Here is a 19834-nt window from a genome sequence, read left to right on the forward strand (position 1 = left end):
CCTGCAACCTCATATATCAAGTTATCAAAGAACTTCATATAGCTAGTTTATCAAAAGTTTTTGACTATGCCAAACCGAAATTCATCTCCCACCTACCGTTGGGCTATCGCCCTTCACACGCTTGAGGAAGGAGGATTCTTTCGGTAAATTCGTTAAAAATTCATCTTCATTTACAGGTTTACTGTAGTAATAGCCCTGAATTAGATAGCATGTATTATGTTGTAATACCGTTAATTGTTCCTTCGTTTCTACCCCTTCTGCTATCACTTTCATGTTTAAAGTATGAGCCAGTGAAATAATGGTATGAATAATTTCATTACCATCAGTAGAATTTCCAAGTCTATTAACAAATTCTCTTGGAATTTTCAAGGTATCAATTGGATACAAAGGAAGATATGCTAATGAAGAATATCCTGTACCAAAATCATCAATTGATAAATGTACACCATATGATTTTAATACTTTTAACTTCGATAACGTTTCTTTTTCAACTACCATTGCTATCCTCTCCGTTAATTCTAAATCAATAGAACTTGCAGGTACTCCTACTTCTTCTATCGTATTTATAATCGTTTGAACAAATTCTTTCTGTTCAAACTCTATAGCTGATAAATTTATCCCCATTTTTAAATTTGAATATCCCTCAGAATGCCACTTTTTCAATTGTCGACACGCTTCCTGTAACGTCCATTTTCCAATTGGAATAATTTGCGAAGTTTCTTCCGCAATGGGTATGAACTCAAAAGGTGAAATAAGCCCCAGCTCTGGATGTTGCCAACGTATTAAAGCTTCTGCACCAATAACCTTATCTGCTTTACTATCAATTTGTGGTTGATACAATAAAAACAACTCATTATTTTCAATTGCATTTGGTAAGTCCTGTTCTAATCGTAATCGTCTTGTCATTTTTTGAGATAATGTCTCGTCATACAAACAAACAGCATTATTACCTTTTTCCTTTGCGCTATACATAGCAATATCAGCATGTTGTAAAAGTGTAGTGACTTTTGTTCCTCCAAATGGATAAACTGCTATTCCTATACTCAGAGATAAGTAAAAACTGTGTTGATTTACTACAAATGGTTCTTCAGTTATACGAAATAGAGTTTCGCTCAAATCCAATAGCTGTTGCTCTGTGTGGCTATGGACTATGATTGCAAACTCATCTCCCCCTATTCTCGCTAGGGGAATAGCCGGTGACAGACATGCCCTAAAACGTTTGGCAACTTCTTTTAATACACTGTCACCAATTGAATGTCCAAGTGTATCATTAATCGTCTTAAAACGATTTAAGTCTATATACAAGAGTCCAAATTCATCCTGATTTTTATGTGCACGCTCAATGGATTTTTCTAATTCTTGTTGGAAGAATATTCGATTTCCAATCTCCGTCACTGTATCATGAAATGCTAGATAGTTTATCTCATCCTGTTGTTGCTTCATCCTCGTTATGTCTTTTACCATTACATAACTCCCGAAAGCTTTTCCTTCTATCATAATAGGAACAATGGTAACATGCCAAAAATGTATGTCTTTCTCATTATTATTTTTCACACGTAACTGTAGCGAAGCCGAACTACATCGTTTACCTTGCTTTAGAGCTTCTTCCAATTCTGATCTATCTTCCTCTATAAAAAGAGAGAAGCACTCTTTCCCTATTAATGCAGCACTGTCTTTTCCTAATAGCATACTTCCAGCCTGGTTTATATTTAATAAAGTACCATTTGAATCAATTGTTAAAATAGGATCTGGATGATACTCATATAAAGACTTAAATCTCTCTTGATTTTTTACCAAATCATTAGATTTGTTTATCAAATCCGCTGTTCTTTGAGACACTTTTTGTTCTAATTGATTATTTAACACTTTTAATGTTTCGGTTAAATCTTTGTTTTGCATTCGTCCAATTGTATGACGAATAAGTACAAATACAAATGCGATACAATTTCCAGTAATCAGTGTAGATGAAGAGGTTTGCTCTTTAAAAGTAAAACCAATTAAGACTGCAACTGCAAGATAAGGAAATAGTACAAGAAGTTTCTTTCCGAATGTGGGATTGATAATGAAATAATTCCTTCTAGAAGATGCATTCTTTGGTATAGTAGCAGCGATGGCGATTAATAGAAGGAAAACTCTATACAAACACCTTAATAATATGACTGAACGATCTGACAAATCATCTTGCAAGTAAAAATACAAATAATCCGTAATAGACAATCCAGTTAATACCAAGATGAAAATAAATAATTTACTTTTCGCATTAAAAATTGCTGGTCGAAAGATTAGGCTAACTCCTAGCAAAAGAAGCAATAAATCTATAATCGGAAAAATAAATGAAAGAAAAACATCTCCAATTGATAAGAATAAGATATTTGCAGAAGGTTTATTAAATAGGTACCACTCTAATGTAAAAATAGCAGTAACAACAATACATAAATCACAAAGTAAATACGCTTTTTCCCACTTGTTACATTCCATAATGATTTTATAAAAGAATGCAAAAAGAAAGAAGAATAAGAAAAATAACAAAAATACATCAGAGATATTAAAATTTTGTATTGGTAACTCTACATTAAGTACTTGAAAAGCGGATATAAAATTCCCTATCAAGAAACAACCTATAGCAATAGTAATGCAAACCCAGAATACCCCTAACTTAATTTTTCTGGATAATATAGAATAAAGTAATGAGATAAATACAGTAGTTTCAACAACTAAGGATGATAGTCGGATATTAAAATCTGATACAAAATAATGATTCGGAAAAACAAATAAAAATATAAAGCAAAAGCTTGTATAAGCTATTAAAGCCAATATCAATACATAAAATTGCACATATACATGTTTACGCAATGGACTCACCTTCTTGAGTTTTTTCGGTTCTGGTGCAAAATAAAAGAGAATAAAGCGCATATATCCCTAACGGAATCTTATCTTATGCTGCAAGTCCAAACAATTGATGGATGAATTTTTTCTGATTTTGGACAGACTGACCCCGTAAATCAAGCTATTCTTTTTTAATCATATGCATAGCTTCTACTCCAGAAAGAATGGATGTAGCTGTGTCAAAACATTTGAACCCTAGCATAGAACGGATTCGCTTCTTTATAAAGCGGATGATCTTGTTCTACTATGTTATTCAAGTACTTTTGTTGACTAAGTTGCATACCATCAGGTATGCTTTTTTCTTTTTTCAACTGTTCAATTGCTATAGGATAAGCTGAGTTCTTATCGACAGTTATAACACGTGGCTTTGAAACCTGAAAAGACCGCAAAGCTTTCTTGAAAGAGCGCTTTGCAGCCTTCGGGTCTCTTGTTTTGTTTAGGAAAAAATCAACTGTGCTTCCTTTCGAATCAACAGCACGATACAAATACATCTATTGACCTTTTACTTTGATATATGTTTCATCGACTCTCCATGAGTCATTTGTTTGTTTGAGGTGACGACAGATTCGTTTGTCCAATTCAGGACCATACTGATGAACCCAACGCATAATCGTTGTATGAGAAATGGATAAACCCCGTTCTTCTAGCATTTCCACCAAATCACGAAAACTGATGTTGTACCGTAGGTACCATCTTACTTACCTTTAACAAAATAATATCAGACTGATAATGATTCCATTTGAATACATTTTCCTTTTCCATGCCAATCATGCACCCTTTCTAAAGTAATAGTAACAGTATGTCCAAGTTTTATTGATTCATTGTAATTGTCCTTAAGTTTTTGCACCAGAACCTGTCTGCTCTACTCTCATGTAACAATTCTTTCGCTCTTTCCTTTCATAAATAAATCAATAGAATTTTCAATCTCTAAAAGGTCTTTATTTGAAATTTTATTCCAAATTAAAATAATTGGGATCTTTTTTATAGGAAATGATAAATGTGTATCTGTTATAATTAAATCAATATTTTTGAACAGTGGATCTGTTTTAGATAGTTCTCCAATGCATTTCTTTTTAAAATTGGCTTTCCCATCGAAATGTCTCTTCAAGTAATTCAAAGTATAATCACCGATAATTTGAGATCGAGATGTAATAAATAAAACATTCGGTTGCTGTTTTTTATCTGCAGTAATATAATCCAACATCAATAAACTAAAAGACATAATACTACCTTTATTGAAAATAAAATCATTTTCCCCTTCCCAAATTTTACAAATCCGATTTATTTCTTTATAAAACACTGGATATTGATGAGCCCATTTATTTAATATGGATTCTTTTGATAAATATTGAATCATTGAGAGAACACTTCTTAATTTTACAACACAATACAGACTAAAAGCTTTAAGGATAAAAGGTTTATCATTAAAGAAATCATAGTCTAAATGTGCTTTAAGAAAATGTATAAATTTAAGAAACTCTATATACTCATTTCCAGGAACATATAGATGTTTTAAAGTCTTATCTGTAGTAACCATTTCTAACGCCTTTACAATGTCCATTCTTGAATACTTTGTAAGAGCTACTTCGAGGGATGGTATATAATCAAATTCCGAATATGTTAGTGCTAAATAAATATACGGTCTCTCTTCAACTTCTATTTTATATTCTGAAAGTTCTTCTAATAATATGAAAAAACCATTAAATTCTTTGAAATACCCTTGGTCTATTAGTCTTTCGCTAATATCAAAAGGTAACTTCTCTGCACTATATCCCTTCTTGGTTCGTGAAATACAGATATTTAAAAACTCAATAAATGTATGCATTCCAAAATGGGTAAGAGTTATTCCATGTGCTTCCTCTAAATACCTTTTAACCTTCATACATTTTTTTTGATGTTTTTTTACTGATTGAAAATAAGAATAGCCTTTTTGTAAATACAAAATTTCAAACAATAAGAAGCGAATGCCCCCTTCGTTACCCTCAATACGATAAGGTCGACTTTTTAAAGTTAAAAAAATGGTTTGATTATATGTCGCACTTGTTTGAGTAGTTGAACAGTCGTGTTACGGTTTATGTATAACAACTCTCCAATTTCTTCTATAGCATAGCCATCTTTATTTACTAATAAATTTATAAGTTGAAAAATTAACTCCTTACTGTCATGAACAAATATGTTAGCAACGGTTTCATCCGAGGGGTGAAGCAACCGTACTCCATATCCTTTTTTCGAAAGTAATGTCCAATTTTCAGGAAGTAAATTTTTGATAGTTCTAATCTCATTTTGAATGGTTTTATAAGAGCATCCGATATATGTTCCTATCTCCTCAGAGCTAATCCATCCAGCTGTTTCATCCAAATGCATCAATATATTAAACTGTCTATGTGTTATAATTTCTTTCTTCATTCCATTTCACACCTCAATACATTATAATAAACGTTTACTCATTAATATGAAACATTCCACATTCCGTTCTCATTCTAAGCCGTTTCACATCTTCATGGACAATTGAAATGATTCAGTTATCCTCCAATTTAAGACAGACTAGCTATACAACAATTTAATGTAAAATACAGTCTTATTATATTTATTTTCATCTACTATATACAGATAAAAAAGAAGCAAATAATAATTTATTGCTTCTTTTTCTTTTATACAGCTATGCCACTACCTTCAATCATTCATCGGTATATCTTGAAGTGTCCAATGAATAGATCCCTCATACGCGTCACTTTTCGCAGTTCCTGCTTTCACTTCTAGATATAGCCCGTCGCCATCTTTACTCCATGTATCTGAGATATTAAATACTTCACTATTCTCTGTTTTCTTTGTAAATACTTCTACTGAAGCACCTTCCGAAAGGATAGAATCATTATCTCCATAACGATAATGTAAACCGTGTAAAATAGATCCTGTTTTCTTTCCTTTTAATGGTTGATCTAGTTTTGCTGTCATCACCCAAGAAGAATTTTCAGATAACGCTCGTCTATCCTGCACCGCTAAAGGTTGATCTAACTGAACTGGATGATATGTTTGATGTTGTGGTGAAATTTTTAATTTGCTACCAAAATCAATTACACTAGGCGCAGATACAAATTTTAGTTCCCCCGTTACGACTTGCTTCGCTGGATCACTTTCCTTGTCTATTCCCTGTTTCTTCGCTGTAGCTGTGATCTCATCTCCTGTGTTTAACTTTGTTCCTTCTGGTACTTCTACTTTCCAATTTCCTTCTTTATCTACCGTTGTTTTTCCAATCTCTTTTCCTTTTGGATCTCGAACAATAATTTCATCTCCAGGTGTTCCTTTACCTATTATTTCTTTATCCGCTTCTTTAATCGGATTTATTTCTGGTTTCTCAGCAGGTAAATCATCAACAATTTTAATTTGTAATTTACCACCTTGTTTTTCTCCCCATTTTTCAGCTGAAATATCGACTTCAAATTCATCTGAAGTTACATTAACAACCTTTTTCGAATCAGGAATATTCGTGATTTCTGTTAGTACTGGGTTATTGTTATTGTTATTATCTACGCTTGCATCCTTCAATAATTTATCAATCTCCTTATTATACATATCCACAATTTGTTTTCTATTTTTTCCGTTTACATCAGAAAGTTTGACTTCTAGGATTGAATCATTGACAGCAATCTTAGGAGTATTAGGAATTAATTTCACATAAATTAGTCGTGCAAATAGATCTTTCTTATCCTCCCTATAATCTGCATATGTATAAAATGTAACATTTTTCTCTTGTGGAGAAATCTGATAATCTTTTACTTTATTCGTAGATGTAAACGTCATCGTTTTCTTCACATAGAAATCTTCACGAACTCTATCCTGTTTTTCTCCACCTTGAACTGCATTACCTTTTATTCCATACCTAGAAGGCTCTACATTACTATGTTCACTAGCATTACCATTTCTTTGAAAGGACTCTACAGTATAATTGGTATTACTATATACTGGGGCGCTAAGTTCTATTCCACTGTAGCTCGCACCACCATATGCTTTAAATAACTGCATAGCTTTACCACTAGGAGCATTTGTGTCAGCTAGCAAAGTCAGTTGAGCACCACCATATACGTCATGAGTATAGCTTGAATCTACCTGTTTTCCATAAAATATTCCGCCAGTATCATTCTTCACAAGATTGATTACTGGTAAAACATCAGGATTGTTAGGAGTCTCAGCTGCGTACACATTAATATTACTAAAATTAGAAAACGCCATTAAAAACATTACTAATACTAATGTAACTATCTTTACTACTTTCTTCATATTTCCACCGACTTTCCTACGTATAAAATAGTGTCATTTCGTTATTTTCCATAAAAACACAGAAAATACAATACAAAGTAAAACATAAACACCCAAGATTATCGTATACCAACACCTTTGCGATCTCTCTCGTTTGTTTACATCCTCTTTCTCTTTTTCATATTTTTTCACAATGGATCCATGTTGATCTTTTATTGACTCACTTTGTTCCAAAAATCCTGTCGCAATAAAACGCTTGTCTGTCAGCGTCGCTTTATCACAAGTAATCAACGTTAACCGATGATCCCCTTTGTCCTCCATCACAGAAACTTGGGATTGATGCACAATCTCGGTCTTGTCTATTCGATACTTATATACTTTATTTTCGTCCCTTAAATAGACAATATCATCCTTTTTCAGCTTCATAATCGGTGAGAAGAGGAGAGATTCATCTTTCATATGATGGCCTAATAAAACGTAATTTCCTTGTCCTATTTTCTGATTAGGCGAAATCGTCGTCGCACCAGAAAGTAAATTGGACTGATTTGCTCCAGGGAAAACCGGTACATGTAGGCCAATTCGACTGGAAATAATTTCACCCACAGCTCCTTGAGTAGGACCAGATGCCGAAAGAACATCTGTTAAACTTGGCGGTTGAATCGTATCATACTGAAAATCACTTTTATGTCCTTTTGATGCTTGAAAATTTGATTGTATATTTTCTTGTTGGTGAAAGAGTTTATACTGAATCAATGTATTTTTCAAAAATGGATAGGTGAGAAAGAAGTAACCGATAAAAAAACAAGAGATAATCCCAAGTTTCCAATATAGATGTGTATGTTTCATCTTTTATTCATTCATTTCTTGTTCTTTTTTATTTTTCTTCCTTTTCCAAAATAGAAACCATAGTAATCCCGCTAGTAGAATAAATAACAATCCTACGATATACCATAGGTAATTCGGCTCTTCAATGGATACATCTTTTTCATTGAATTGTTTTGCTTCCTCGTCTTTAATTGTAAAATCTTTTTTGAATTCCCATGCTTCCTCGGAAGACTTAGCCTTTACATGTACTGTATACGTCCCAGGCTCCAATTTTTCACCATTTAGTGCAATAGGAAAATCAAAGTTAGAATTTGGTGCTATTTGCATGTTTTGTTTTTTAGATGTATATAACTCTTCTGTTTTCCCTTTTTTCGTAATGACCGCATCTACTTCAAATTTGTTTATATAGGTTGATGTTGGATTATGCAGTGTAGCATTAATCACATTTCGTGCATTCACTTGTCCAGCTTTTACATCAGGTAATTTCAAATCTTGTTTCACTTTTTCATCATTCTCTTGTAAAGTAATCCCTACTACATACGCATATTTATTTTCAATGCTTAAACCTTCTTTTGTGTCTTGTTTATTTTTTTCATCTGCTTTTTTTTCTTCTAATGTAATACCACCCGCTAGAATCCCTTTAAATTCCTGTTCAGGCATCGTTACTTGTAATTGTAAATCTTTGCTCCCCTTAGCCGGAACCGTAACTTCCTTATCTGTTTGAATTAATTCTCCTAATTCATAAGGTAATGTAGAATCACGTTTAATTTTAGTAGGACCATACTCTATAACACCATTCAGATTAGTGGTAGCTGAATGGATTTTCGGCTCAATGACAACATCCTTTTCCGTATCATTTTTTAATTGAATTGTTAAGGTTTGTTTTTGATTGGGCTCCATTTTTAAATTGAAATACGTTTTTTGTTTATCGATTTGGTTATCTGGAATCACGGTATATACACCAAAATTAAATTTAGATGCTGAAGCGAATGGCGTAAACCATACCAGGCTTACCATCAATATTCCAAATAAGGTCCACAAAGTATATTTTTTCATTATTTTTTACCTCCTCATTATTGAGAGAGACACTGCAGAATGCCGCAGTGTCTCCTCATGTGTTATTATTCTTGTCCAGGTACGTCTGTTAGTGTCCATATTAATGATGTAGAATATTTTTCTGCATATTTTGTTGTTTTACCGGGTACAGAAAGTTCGATACTATCTGCCGCTGTGTTGTCATCACCAAATGCTAAAACGTAAGTCCCCGCACCTTCTCCTGCTTTCGCAGACATAATATTTTGAGCTACACCCGTTCCTTCTGGTGTTAGATTAAATGAAGATTTCACAATAGATGGCTTTTTAGATTCAGAAGCTGTATTTACCACACTATTATTAAACGTAATTTCCGCACCTGTTAATTCCTTACCAGAATCACTCTTGAATTGCCCATTTTGTTTTACTTGTAATGACCAACCTTTTTCTGTTCCACGATTATCTGTTACTTGAACATAGTTTGGGCCTTCGCCACGCTCACCATTAAACTTTTGCGCTGCTGCTTTGTAAACTTGATCTGTAGAAGTGATTTTTTGTTTACCAAAATCTAAACTAGATGCATAGTCAATACTTAATGGACCGTTCGTCCCAGGATTAGGGCCTTCTGGATCTGTTGGATCTACTGGACCAACTGGTATTTCTGGGTCTGTTGGGTCAACTGGTGGCGTGATCTCTGTAGATGGTTCAAACTCAATAATTGCATTCGAGTTATATTCGCCACCATCTGCTGCAAATGCAGATACGCCTCCCGTTAACATAAGACCTGTTGCCATAGTTGCTGTAACACCTAAAGTTTTTAAATTGTTTTTCATTTTTTTACCATCCCTTATAATTATTTGTTACCTGGTACATCAGATAAATTCCAAGTTAATTTCGTACTATATTTCACTGCATCTTTTGCTGTTTTGCCTGGAATATTCAAAGAAATTGCTTTTGTTTTTTGAACTTTTTCTCCTCGGTCACCCGTAATCTCTTCTACTGTTCCCCAGCGGTCTACCCAAAGCCCAGCACCTGCTGATTGTTTTGCAGACATGACAAGTGACTCAGCACCGTTTGGGTCTAATGTAATTACATCAGCTGGTGTTGGTGGCGTCACTTCTGTGTTACTCGCAACAGTTGGATCAACAAATTGGATTTGTGAACCCGTTAATTCTTTATTTTGCGTTGTTTCATTAAACAACTGACCTTCTTGTTTAACTGTCAATGTCCATCCCGCATTTGTTCCACGGTTGTCTGAGATTTGTACGTAGTTTGGTACGTATGTACTTGTCGCATTAGAACGAAGTTCTTGTGCTTTCGCATAGTAAGTCATATCTTTATTTGTGATTTTGTTCACACCGAAATCTAGACTTGATGCATAGTCGATACTTAATGGACCATTTGTCCCTGGTTCCGGTTTACCATCTGGTGTTGTTGGATCTACTGGATTTACTGGCTTCTCTGGATCTGGATTATTAGGATCTACTGGATCTGTTGGATCTGTATTTGGAATAAACTCCACCACTCCATTTGATTCATAAATTGCACCTGTTTCATCCGCTGAAGCAGATAAAGGTGCCAAGGCTACTGTACCTAGTACCGCTGCAATCGCTGCAGCTTGCTTTGTCTTTTTCTTCATACACTTTCACTCCATTGTACTTTTTTATATTTACGAACTAGATAAAATGCTGATACGGTAAATACGAATCCAATCATTGTGATACCCCAGTCGGATGTATCCCCAGTTTGTGGAATCTTCTTCAAAGGATGATTAGTTTCCACTTTAGAATTTGAACTATCCTGCGAGGTGTTTTTTTCTGATTCGTTAGAACCTATAGAATCTGTTGAATCATTCGAATCAGATTCTATATACTTCCCAAAAAAGGTAACTTCCCCCTCACTTTGGTAATCCTGTGATTCATCAGCATTTGAAGCAATCGGGAAACTTAAACATAGTAATACCATCCCTAGTAATAAACATAATTTGTTTTTCCTCATATTTACTCCCCTCCTTAGTTGGATAGTCGTTAGTTACCAATGATAAAACTGACTCCATTTCCATATTTATTTTAATCGCCAATTAACTCTAACAATATTTAAAGCCTTTGACATTCATATCTTTTTCCTTTGATAGAGTATAAAAATGTTTTTTTTGTATATACAGTAATTAAAACTTAATTATAAAGTTAATAAACCGGGTATTCTCTAAAATAAAAAAATGAGATGAATTATTATAAATACTTGTGGAGAATTTACTTTTTTACTTTTCGGTTAATTCTTATTATTAGTTTGATGGAGAAAAGAGGAATATTCTTAGCCCATACAACAATTATGCGATGGGTCCATCAATATGGGCCGGAGTTAGATAAACGAATTCGACGTCACCTCAAACAAACAAATGACTCCTGGATAGTAGATGCAACATACATAAAAGTAAAAGGGCAATGGATGTATCTGTATCGTGCCGTTGATTCTGAAGGAAATACAATTGATTTTTATCTCAGTAAATCTAGAAATCATAAAGCTGCAAAGCGATTCTTCAAGAAAGCTTTGCGGTCTTTTCATACTTCAAAACCTCGTGTAATTACAGTTGATAAAAATCTTGCTTATCCAATTGCTATCGCAGGGTTGAAGAAAGAAAAAAAGATGCCGTTAGTCATTCAAATCAGGCAAATAAAATGCCTAAACAACATCGTGGAGCAAGACCATCGTTTCATTAAAAAACGCATACGATCTATGCTAGGATTTAAGTCTTTTCGTACAGCTATATCTATTCTTGCAGGAGTAGAAGCCATGCATATGATAAAAAAAGAACAGGTTGATTTACAGAATCAGTCTGTTCAAAATCAAAAACAATTCATTCATCAATTATTTGGATTAACAGCATAAAAAGGATTCCACTAGGAATCCCCATTGTTATTTGGAACGTATCTTTTATTTGCACCAAAACCTTATATTGGTTGGTGTTGAGGACATGCATACCATCGTATCTTTGCAACAGAACAGATTAAAGCATTATAAGTCCCGATATCTAAAAAATAAAAAGGACAGTGTTGAAACTGTCCTTTTTACCATCAATATATTATTCTACTTTTAGTAATCTCAGTGATGCAGATGGGCTGCCAAGTCCAGCTGCTGCTGCATTTGTGAGTGACACAGGTGAAGGGCTTGCTGAAATTAAACCAATTGAAACAATATCTCCTGCTGCAAGATTAAGAATATTACTTTGAACAACATAATGAGATGCGGTATCACCTGCAGTTGTAATGTTGGAGAAGGCATTTAAAAATGGAACTGCAGTACCACCACCATTTACTTGAACACCGAAACTTGCAGCATTTCCAGGTGCAAGATTTACTCTAGCATCTGCAAAATAAATACCAGCTATATTTACTGTAATGGAACCATCTGGATTAACAGTGAAGGCGCCAGGTGTATTGAATGGAGGGGGATCCGCAAGCTGTGTTGGAATGACAGTACCAGTTGTTGTTACACCTGATGGTACGAATGGTCCTGTATTAAAAGTAAAGAAAACACCGTGAACTGGTAGAAGTGGACCTGTTGCTCCTGTTGCTCCTGTTGCTCCTGTTGCTCCTGTCGGTCCTGTTGCTCCTGTTGCTCCTGTTGCTCCTGTCGGCCCCGTCGGTCCTGTTGCTCCTGTTGCTCCTGTTGCTCCTGTCGGTCCTGTTGCTCCTGTTGCTCCTGTTGCTCCTGTCGGTCCTGTTGCTCCTGTTGCTCCTGTTGCTCCTGTCGGCCCCGTCGGTCCTGTTGCTCCTGTTGCTCCTGTTGCTCCTGTCGGTCCTGTTGCTCCTGTCGATCCTGTCGGTCCTGTCAATCCTGTCGATCCTGTCGGTCCTGTCAATCCTGTCGATCCTGTCGGTCCTGTCAATCCTGTCGATCCTGTCAATCCTGTCGATCCTGTCGGTCCTGTCGGTCCTGTCGGTCCTGTCGGTCCTGTCGGTCCTGTCGGTCCTGTCGGTCCAATTTGAGGAAAAGGTACAGGAGGAAGAAAACACTCACATGGAATCTCAAATCTCTTGTTAAATTTACTCATTTTTACACCAACCTTATCTTTTACCCACTTACACTTACACCTTATAATTTATGCATTTGTAAACGTACAGTATAAGAAAAAAACCTATAAAAATAAAAAAATATCAAAAACAAGTCCTTATGTCACAAATATAAACTCATTTAATAATATATAAAGAGCATGGATTCACTCCAAATAGCTCTCAATATATATAAAATGGATCCCGCCTCATGAAAATTAACATTTGCATTAGATATAGCGGTCTAAATTAATCTAAGCAAAACAGTTAATGATCCAAATACTAGATTTATTGCCGTTCCTGTTGGACCTGTTGGTATGTAGGATTTCTTATATGACTGGCACATTATATAAGAAATCCTAAAAGAAAAAAGTTAGGATTTTCTATCATTTATTTAGACGTTATTTCAACGATTTTTCACTGATAGTAGGCATTGCTGGTATCTACGAAGTTATGTGCATTGGAACCGGAAGCAGTAGTTAGTAATTTTTTTACAAAGAAAATCAGGGATTCAAGGTTGTCTCTTATTTTAGCTACTATTGAAGGACATTAAGCACTACAATTTAATATGAAAATCATTCTTTCAAATTCATCAGTGTAAAAGGGGGCACAGCACCCATGCCCATCAACTTAAGGAACGCATTCCCCCAAAAAAACAAAAAGTATATTAAATTCCCACAGACAACTATAAAGAGATAAATTCTTCGTTTTGGGATTACTTTAAAATCTTAGCTTGATAGCGATGCGTGTTGAACCTTATTATAAAAAAGATTGTAGAAATAAATATGATCATTACTAAATCTAAATAAATTATTTAAAGTTCTAATTTATTATAAAAAAAACCACAGCAGTTGCTGTGGTTTTTTTTATGACCAAGACTATGTTGTAAATGCTTATAGCATTATATGTTAGATCTTAAAAAATTGTTAAAATGTAAATTTTTAAATAGATATTTTACTTTAAGGTTTATTATGAAAAAGATAAATAAATTAAACAAAAAGTTTAGTCACTAATAAACTTTTTGTCTGAAAAAGAACCCATTTAAAACCTACTGGTGAACCCAGCACATGATGGTTGTATGAGCAATAGATAATCCGCGTTCTTCCATCATTTCGACTAAATCGCGAAAACTGAGGTTGTATCGTAGGTACCATCTTGCGGTTAATACAATAATATCAGGTTGATAATGTTTCCACATGAATAGATTTTGCTTTTCCATACTGATCACGTCCTTTTTTAGAGTACTAGTATCAGTATGGAAAAGTTTGGGAGATTACTTGCAGATATTTTGAAGTTTTTGCACCAGAACCGAAAAAATTGTTAATTATCATTTTAAAAGTAATAGTAGGCTATGAAACACCCCCTTGTCTTATTAGAAGCATATAATATTCTAGTCTTTGATTACAAGGAGGTATAAAAATGTGCTGTAATTGTGATTGTTCACATTGCCAAAAGCATAAATGCTGCAACCGAAAGCATGAGTGCTGCAACCGAAAGCACGAGTGCTGCAACCGAAAGCATGAGTGCTGCAACCGAAAGCATGAGTGCTGCAACCGAAAGCATGAGTGCTGCAACCGAAAGCATGAGTGCTGCAACCAAAAACGAAAATGTAAAGAATTTTGCTGTAAATGTTGTCTGATTTGTTGTTGTAAACGAGAAAACTGGTCGTAATATTAGTACATTGAAATAATTCTACTAATACCTAATGAACCCGAAAACTGTATACACACCCAACAACTTAAAAATAAAAATCAAGGAAACTGTCATTCTAATAATCTAAAACACTCTTAAATTATTAAAAAATTAAACATATTAGACAACCCTGGGTATGTGCCCTTTTTTAGTTCTTTTTTGTTATCTATATTCATTATAAGTTATAAACAATAATCATAATATAAATCATCATTTTACTTCTTATCAATAAGGATTTTATCCATTTTGGGTTATAAAATAAAAAGATGAAAATATTTGTTGTTTCTTGATTATTTGGTTCTATATAAATAATGTTAGATGCTTTCCATTTTCCACTTTTAAAATAAGTAAAAGAAATTATAGATTAAAAAATAATTCTTTTGTTACAAGATTTGAAAGCAGCATAAATAGATTAATAAATAAGAAGGCATGTTTAAAAATTAGTTAGAAATTTTCCCAGTTCATTGTACAACGAAAGGGCAAAGTCTGTTTGAAGACTTTGCCCTTGTTTATTTAAGAAATGGATGGTCTCAGTACCTTTTATTGTACGTTTGGCACTCCCACAACAGACCAGATAGGTTCGTGGGCTACGGTACTGTGACCATACCGTACAGATTGTTGGTTCTCAAATGTTTTTACGTCTTTTGCATGACTATAAATAAAGTATACCATGTTTTGCTATACAAAACGCTGCTTTCATCCCACGTCTAAAGACGGACTAAAGTCCTACGTGGGCTTTCGCGCATCGTAAATTCTGTAAGGAGAAAAATCCATGCACTTTTCCCATAATCTTTGAAAAAACCATCATAAATTGTAATCTTTTTCACCATTATAATATTTTTTATGGAGGAAATAGTGATGGACAATGAAAATATAATTTGACACTTACTTACGGATTTAAAAACAGAACATCAAGAATTAAGAGAACAGATAAAAGAAATTCAAACTACATTAACGACTATAACTACTATTGACAAAAAGTGAATATAAATATGCTAGAGTACGGACAACTATATAATTTAGTAGCAATAAGGTGACCGAATGAATTCTTATTATAAGATGCTGTAAAAGTCTCCCGAACAGTATTTGTAACTGTTTATGTACAATGATCTTGCCCACAAATTAAGTAATAATTGTAAAAGAACCACCTATAATGAAGTGCCCCCAATTGTTAGACACAATTAACAATTGGATAGGCACTATTTTATGACCCTGTGAATATGAATATGAATACAAATAACAATGATAATAATAAGACTTGATATAATTAATTACAATTTTATGCAAGACAAAGTATCGATTTATTTGATACAATGACTCTCATTTTAAACTGTAATTATGGGAGTGGTGTTATACTGACTAAATCTAATACATTTTCTAATTTGAATTGTAAAAGCATTTCTTGCTTAATAACCGTTTGTAATGTTTGTTTAACACTATTATTTAATGTTAGCAAACCTGATACCGTCACTGGTGGAGGAGTAACGCTTGAATTTAATGTTCCTAATAAAAATTGAATTTTCTCTGCTTCACTATTAATAATATGAGCTAATGCTAATTCTTCGAGGGCAATAGAAGCCAAGATTAAAGACACAGATTGACCCGCAGTAATGGATATCGTCGGAGTTATATTAGGGATATTCGCTTGAGACATACTCATCTTCCTTTCATTTTTAAAGTCCATACATTATACGAGCTTTTGAAGAAATTCGAGCATGTCCAATAAGCCTGTATTTTTTTCGGGCTTTAGTTCCTCTTTCTTAAAGCTTTGAGACTCCCACGACTGAAGTCGCAAGCCCTAATCCTTACGGATTAACGTGTGGGATTCTTGAATGACTAAGCGTTCGCAGTCCATTTCTGTTTTGAACAGCCTTCAAGATGAGGGCATCTCATCGCCCCTCCTAAACCAGACCATATAGGTGCTTAGGCTGATTGACTGTTACCATCAATCACAGTTGCGTAGCGAATATTCATCGCCCCAACGATATCACGATGTTTCTCAAACCCACATTTACAATTGTATTTTCTGTCTTGTGCCTGGTTCTTTTCAGAACATTTTGGACAGGTTTGACTTGTATAAGCAGGGTTCACATATTCGATCTTAATACCAACTAATGTCGCTTTGTACTCGATGAATTGTGCTAAACGATAAAATGACCAAGTATGTAGATTTTTTTCGTTTTTACGGCTTGTTCTTGCCGTCTGTCTAATATTCGTTAGTTGTTCCAATCGAATGACAGAAATATTATTATATATTGCAAAATCAATAATTTTACGACTTATTTTGTGATCTTCGTTTTTCATCCATCTTTGTTCTTTATTATTATATTGGCGAATAGCATTCAATTGCTTACCTTCTCCTAACTGCTTGCGGACACTACGAAACTTACGTTTCATATATTTATTTTGTCTTCCGTTTCCGAAGAAACGAACCCTGTCACTGTCTGTTACTGCAACAGCGGGAACTTTTAGCCCTAAATCGACACCCATTATCTTTGTTCCTGTCTTTTCAGTTGTAGGAATTGTAACAGATATTTGGGCAATCCATTTGTGAGATTTTTTTGTGATGCGGAGTGTACCTAACTTGTGTTTTAACAAATTATAGTTACGATTATTCTTATCTACTAATAAAGCACGTATTTTCAAACGAGTTGATTTTCCGTTCACCATAAATGGAATCGAGATGTGTGTGAAGTTAAATGAATAATTTTGGTTATTCCATACGCAAACGGGTTTCTTTAAAATCGGAACGATTTTGTATTTACTTTTTTTCACCTTTGTTGAAAACACACTTTTCGTATCTTTAATCGCTTGGTTCTTAACCGCACTTGGTAGGTTGGCGAGAACATCTTTTGTACTTTTCTTAGTGCTTTTCTTTAACCCAATCATTTCAGATACAAGTTCATTAATGACTCTGATATATTCGTGGCTACTTTGTTCCAATAAACAGATCTGTTCTTTTGTTGGAGGCAATTTAACTTGAACTGTTAGGGTTTGCGACATAAGTTTCACCCCCTTGTTTTTTGACTTTCAACATAATGTTGTATTGTCTCACTTGATACATTTCCAGCAGTAGAAACAAAATAGGAACGTGTCCATAAACTTGGCAAGTGCATAAGGTGAGGAAATTCTTCCCTCAAACGCTTTGATGTCACCCCTTTAATTTTTGCCATTGTATCGGCGGGACTAAGTGTTGGTATTGTATTTAAAAACAAGTGAACGTGGTCTGTATCACATTCCATTGCGATAATAACAATATCCAGTACGTTACATATTTCTTGAACCAACATTTTGAAACGTTCTTCTACTTTTGTGTTTAGAAAAATCTTTCTTCTGTATCGTGGACAAAACACAAAATGATAGTTAATGAATGATACGGTTGTTTTAGTTCTTCTATAATCATTTATCATGGTTATACCGTATCAGTTCTATTATCAAACTGCAACAAAAAGGATAAAAAACAAAAGATACCAACACTTTGGATACTTAAAGTACCACAAACCTTTCGATCTTTAATGGTACTCCGTATCCAATCTCACTATCATCCCATACCTAAAGGCGATGGGCTTTCTCGTTCGGAAATGGCTGTAATAATCAACATGGTATAGCCTAGGTTTGTTCATAGTTACACCCTTAAAACAAAAAGTGAAACCAGATATCCCTTCTGTTTCTCCTATTACTCTCTATTCCTTCTGTCTCCATTGTTTCTTCTATTTCCTCTGTTCCTTCTTCCTCCATCGTTTCTTCTATTTCCTCTGTTCCTTCTTCCTCCATCGTTTCTTCTATTTCCTCTGTTTCTTCTGTTCCTTCTTCCTCCATTGTTTCCTCTATTTCCTCTGTTCCTTCTTCCTCCATTGTTTCCTCTATTTCCTCTGTTCCTTCTTCCTCCATTGTTTCCTCTATTTCCTCTGTTCCTTCTTCCTCCATTGTTTCTTCTATTTCCTCTGTTCCTTCTTCCTCCATTATTTCTTCTATTTCCTCTGTTCCTTCTTCCTCCATCGTTTCTTCTATTTCCTCTGTTCCTTCTTCCCCCATCGTTTCTTCTATTTCCTCTGTTCCTTCTTCCTCCATTGTTTCCTCTATTTCCTCTGTTCCTTCTTCCTCCATTGTTTCTTCTATTTCCTCTGTTCCTTCTTCCTCCATTATTTTTTCTATTTCCTCTGTTCCTTCTTCCCCCCTTGTTTCTTCTATTTTCTCTGCTTCTCCTGTCTCCATTGTGCCCTCTATCCCCTCTGTTCCTTCTTCCTCCATTGTTCCCTCTATCCCCTCTGTTCCTTCTTCCCCCATTGTTTCCTCTATTTCCTCTGTTCCTTCTTCTCCCATTGTTTCCTCTATTTCCTCTGTTCCTTCTTCCTCCATTGTTTCTTCTATTTTCTCTGCTTCTCCTGTCTCCATTGTGCCCTCTATTCCCTCTGTTTCTTTTGTTTCTTCTATTTCCACGTGTTCCTCAGCTTCTCCTGTTGGACATATCGGGCATTCAATACGTGTAGAACCATTTTGAATTATTGTGAATTCTATTTTTCTAAGCAATTCAATTACTTCTTCTAATGTACAAGAATTCACTTTAAAAGATTTTACTACACATAATAGAAATAATAATAACTGTTGTAATTCGCTAAAAATCAAATAACACGGATACAATGGATCACTTAAAAGTTCTAATAAATTATGAATCAACACCTTCAAAGACTTCCTCTGTTCTTTTGACAAGTCCAAAAACCCCAAGAATTTCCGGAATACTTGAAGCTTATTTTTTAAATTCTTAATATGAAAAATAGAAGGGGCTGAAAATACTCGTTTTATATCTTTTCTCAAATGTTTTAAAAGACTAATAAAATTTTTTAATTGAAACTCAGAAATTTTTATCGGCTTTGAATTTGGTATATAACATCCATACTCACCAAAGAATATTCCCCCGTGCTTTGAATCCCGATTATCCATATACTCCCCTCTTCCTTGTACGCTTCTTCTTATGATGTACCACGCGGATAGATTAGCCAAAGTACCGGAAAAATACTTAATCAAAAAAGTCATCATCACATTTATTAAATGAACACCTTAAAAATAAACTATAAGTTTAAAATCATATT

Annotated in this window: 16 protein-coding genes and 2 pseudogenes; 2 read left to right on the plus strand and 16 right to left on the minus strand. The window is 34.4% G+C overall.

From position 1 onward, the window contains the following. Nucleotides 1–81: 81 nt before the first annotated feature. The 10 genes and pseudogenes from JFU02_RS02490 to JFU02_RS02530 all read right to left on the minus strand — a co-directional run bounded on the left by JFU02_RS02490 (nucleotide 82) and on the right by JFU02_RS02530 (nucleotide 10998). Entirely contained in the window at nucleotides 82–2853 is a 2772-nt protein-coding gene (locus tag JFU02_RS02490; protein ID WP_242488022.1) for a sensor domain-containing protein, read from the minus strand. Between the two features lie 82 nt (nucleotides 2854–2935). After that, nucleotides 2936–3648, minus strand: a pseudogene (locus tag JFU02_RS02495) (IS6 family transposase). A gap of 106 nt (nucleotides 3649–3754) precedes the next feature. Continuing rightward, nucleotides 3755–4840 (minus strand): hypothetical protein, encoded by a 1086-nt coding sequence (locus JFU02_RS02500; protein ID WP_242488023.1) that lies wholly within the window; start codon nucleotides 4838–4840, stop codon nucleotides 3755–3757. Between the two features lie 56 nt (nucleotides 4841–4896). Beyond that, nucleotides 4897–5292: a helix-turn-helix domain-containing protein gene (locus JFU02_RS31935; RefSeq protein WP_242488024.1), complete on the minus strand. Its 396-nt coding sequence runs from the start codon at nucleotides 5290–5292 to the stop codon at nucleotides 4897–4899. A gap of 267 nt (nucleotides 5293–5559) precedes the next feature. After that, nucleotides 5560–7164: an Ig-like domain-containing protein gene (locus JFU02_RS02505; protein ID WP_201069606.1), complete on the minus strand. Its 1605-nt coding sequence runs from the start codon at nucleotides 7162–7164 to the stop codon at nucleotides 5560–5562. 33 nt (nucleotides 7165–7197) lie between these two features. After that, nucleotides 7198–7989 (minus strand): class A sortase, encoded by a 792-nt coding sequence (locus tag JFU02_RS02510; RefSeq protein ID WP_201069607.1) that lies wholly within the window; start codon nucleotides 7987–7989, stop codon nucleotides 7198–7200. A gap of 3 nt (nucleotides 7990–7992) precedes the next feature. Then, nucleotides 7993–9024 carry a WxLIP family cell surface protein gene (locus JFU02_RS02515; protein WP_201069608.1) on the minus strand — a complete coding sequence of 344 codons (1032 nt, stop codon included), beginning with the start codon at nucleotides 9022–9024 and terminating at the stop codon, nucleotides 7993–7995. A gap of 65 nt (nucleotides 9025–9089) precedes the next feature. After that, nucleotides 9090–9833: a WxL domain-containing protein gene (locus tag JFU02_RS02520; RefSeq protein WP_201069609.1), complete on the minus strand. Its 744-nt coding sequence runs from the start codon at nucleotides 9831–9833 to the stop codon at nucleotides 9090–9092. Between the two features lie 20 nt (nucleotides 9834–9853). Next, entirely contained in the window at nucleotides 9854–10639 is a 786-nt protein-coding gene (locus JFU02_RS02525) for a WxL domain-containing protein (protein WP_201069610.1), read from the minus strand. Beyond that, nucleotides 10636–10998, minus strand: a complete 363-nt coding sequence (locus tag JFU02_RS02530) for an LPXTG cell wall anchor domain-containing protein (RefSeq protein ID WP_201069611.1) — start codon at nucleotides 10996–10998, stop codon at nucleotides 10636–10638. Before JFU02_RS02530 ends, JFU02_RS02525 begins: the two co-directional genes overlap by 4 nt. 225 nt (nucleotides 10999–11223) lie before the next feature. On the opposite strand from JFU02_RS02530, the gene JFU02_RS02535 reads away from it, so the two are divergent. Next, the gene (locus JFU02_RS02535; RefSeq protein WP_481748749.1) at nucleotides 11224–11889 is read left to right on the plus strand and encodes an IS6 family transposase; all 666 of its coding nucleotides are present in this window, start codon (nucleotides 11224–11226) and stop codon (nucleotides 11887–11889) included. Nucleotides 11890–12082: 193 nt separating this feature from the next. Here the strand turns inward: JFU02_RS02535 and JFU02_RS02540 are convergent, their stop codons facing one another. Then, nucleotides 12083–13054 (minus strand): hypothetical protein, encoded by a 972-nt coding sequence (locus JFU02_RS02540; RefSeq protein WP_242488025.1) that lies wholly within the window; start codon nucleotides 13052–13054, stop codon nucleotides 12083–12085. A gap of 1049 nt (nucleotides 13055–14103) precedes the next feature. Further along, a pseudogene (locus JFU02_RS02545) lies at nucleotides 14104–14271 on the minus strand (IS6 family transposase); the annotation flags it as partial. Nucleotides 14272–14484: 213 nt separating this feature from the next. Here JFU02_RS02545 and JFU02_RS02550 point away from each other — a divergent pair. Continuing rightward, nucleotides 14485–14691 carry a hypothetical protein gene (locus JFU02_RS02550; protein ID WP_201069612.1) on the plus strand — a complete coding sequence of 69 codons (207 nt, stop codon included), beginning with the start codon at nucleotides 14485–14487 and terminating at the stop codon, nucleotides 14689–14691. A gap of 1389 nt (nucleotides 14692–16080) precedes the next feature. Here the strand turns inward: JFU02_RS02550 and JFU02_RS02555 are convergent. From JFU02_RS02555 to JFU02_RS02570, 4 genes are all read right to left on the minus strand, one after another. Further along, complete coding sequence (locus JFU02_RS02555; protein ID WP_201069613.1) at nucleotides 16081–16398, minus strand: alpha-helical endospore appendage domain-containing protein; 318 nt, start codon at nucleotides 16396–16398, stop codon at nucleotides 16081–16083. Nucleotides 16399–16667: 269 nt separating this feature from the next. Next, the gene (locus JFU02_RS02560) at nucleotides 16668–17747 is read right to left on the minus strand and encodes an RNA-guided endonuclease InsQ/TnpB family protein (protein WP_201069614.1); all 1080 of its coding nucleotides are present in this window, start codon (nucleotides 17745–17747) and stop codon (nucleotides 16668–16670) included. 5 nt (nucleotides 17748–17752) lie between these two features. Then, complete coding sequence (gene tnpA, locus JFU02_RS02565; RefSeq protein ID WP_201069615.1) at nucleotides 17753–18154, minus strand: IS200/IS605 family transposase; 402 nt, start codon at nucleotides 18152–18154, stop codon at nucleotides 17753–17755. A 223-nt stretch (nucleotides 18155–18377) separates the two neighbouring features. After that, nucleotides 18378–19781 carry a collagen-like repeat preface domain-containing protein gene (locus tag JFU02_RS02570; RefSeq protein ID WP_346656154.1) on the minus strand — a complete coding sequence of 468 codons (1404 nt, stop codon included), beginning with the start codon at nucleotides 19779–19781 and terminating at the stop codon, nucleotides 18378–18380. Between the last annotated feature and the right edge of the window lie 53 nt (nucleotides 19782–19834).

This window comes from Bacillus sp. TH13, from assembly GCF_016651175.1.
Lineage (GTDB): Bacteria > Bacillota > Bacilli > Bacillales > Bacillaceae_G > Bacillus_A > Bacillus_A thuringiensis_S.

What these genes read in the sequence shown, in the direction of transcription:
- JFU02_RS31935 (WP_242488024.1), bottom strand. Translation starts at nt 5,292, where the DNA reads ATGAAGAAAGAAATTATAACACATAGACAGTTTAATATATTGATGCAT.
- JFU02_RS02505 (WP_201069606.1), bottom strand. Translation starts at nt 7,164, where the DNA reads ATGAAGAAAGTAGTAAAGATAGTTACATTAGTATTAGTAATGTTTTTA.
- JFU02_RS02510 (WP_201069607.1), bottom strand. Translation starts at nt 7,989, where the DNA reads ATGAAACATACACATCTATATTGGAAACTTGGGATTATCTCTTGTTTT.
- JFU02_RS02515 (WP_201069608.1), bottom strand. Translation starts at nt 9,024, where the DNA reads ATGAAAAAATATACTTTGTGGACCTTATTTGGAATATTGATGGTAAGC.
- JFU02_RS02520 (WP_201069609.1), bottom strand. Translation starts at nt 9,833, where the DNA reads ATGAAAAACAATTTAAAAACTTTAGGTGTTACAGCAACTATGGCAACA.
- JFU02_RS02525 (WP_201069610.1), bottom strand. Translation starts at nt 10,639, where the DNA reads ATGAAGAAAAAGACAAAGCAAGCTGCAGCGATTGCAGCGGTACTAGGT.
- JFU02_RS02530 (WP_201069611.1), bottom strand. Translation starts at nt 10,998, where the DNA reads ATGAGGAAAAACAAATTATGTTTATTACTAGGGATGGTATTACTATGT.
- JFU02_RS02535 (WP_481748749.1), top strand. Translation starts at nt 11,224, where the DNA reads ATGAATTATTATAAATACTTGTGGAGAATTTACTTTTTTACTTTTCGG.
- JFU02_RS02540 (WP_242488025.1), bottom strand. Translation starts at nt 13,054, where the DNA reads ATGAGTAAATTTAACAAGAGATTTGAGATTCCATGTGAGTGTTTTCTT.
- JFU02_RS02555 (WP_201069613.1), bottom strand. Translation starts at nt 16,398, where the DNA reads ATGTCTCAAGCGAATATCCCTAATATAACTCCGACGATATCCATTACT.
- JFU02_RS02560 (WP_201069614.1), bottom strand. Translation starts at nt 17,747, where the DNA reads ATGTCGCAAACCCTAACAGTTCAAGTTAAATTGCCTCCAACAAAAGAA.
- tnpA (WP_201069615.1), bottom strand. Translation starts at nt 18,154, where the DNA reads ATGATAAATGATTATAGAAGAACTAAAACAACCGTATCATTCATTAAC.
- JFU02_RS02570 (WP_346656154.1), bottom strand. Translation starts at nt 19,781, where the DNA reads ATGATGACTTTTTTGATTAAGTATTTTTCCGGTACTTTGGCTAATCTA.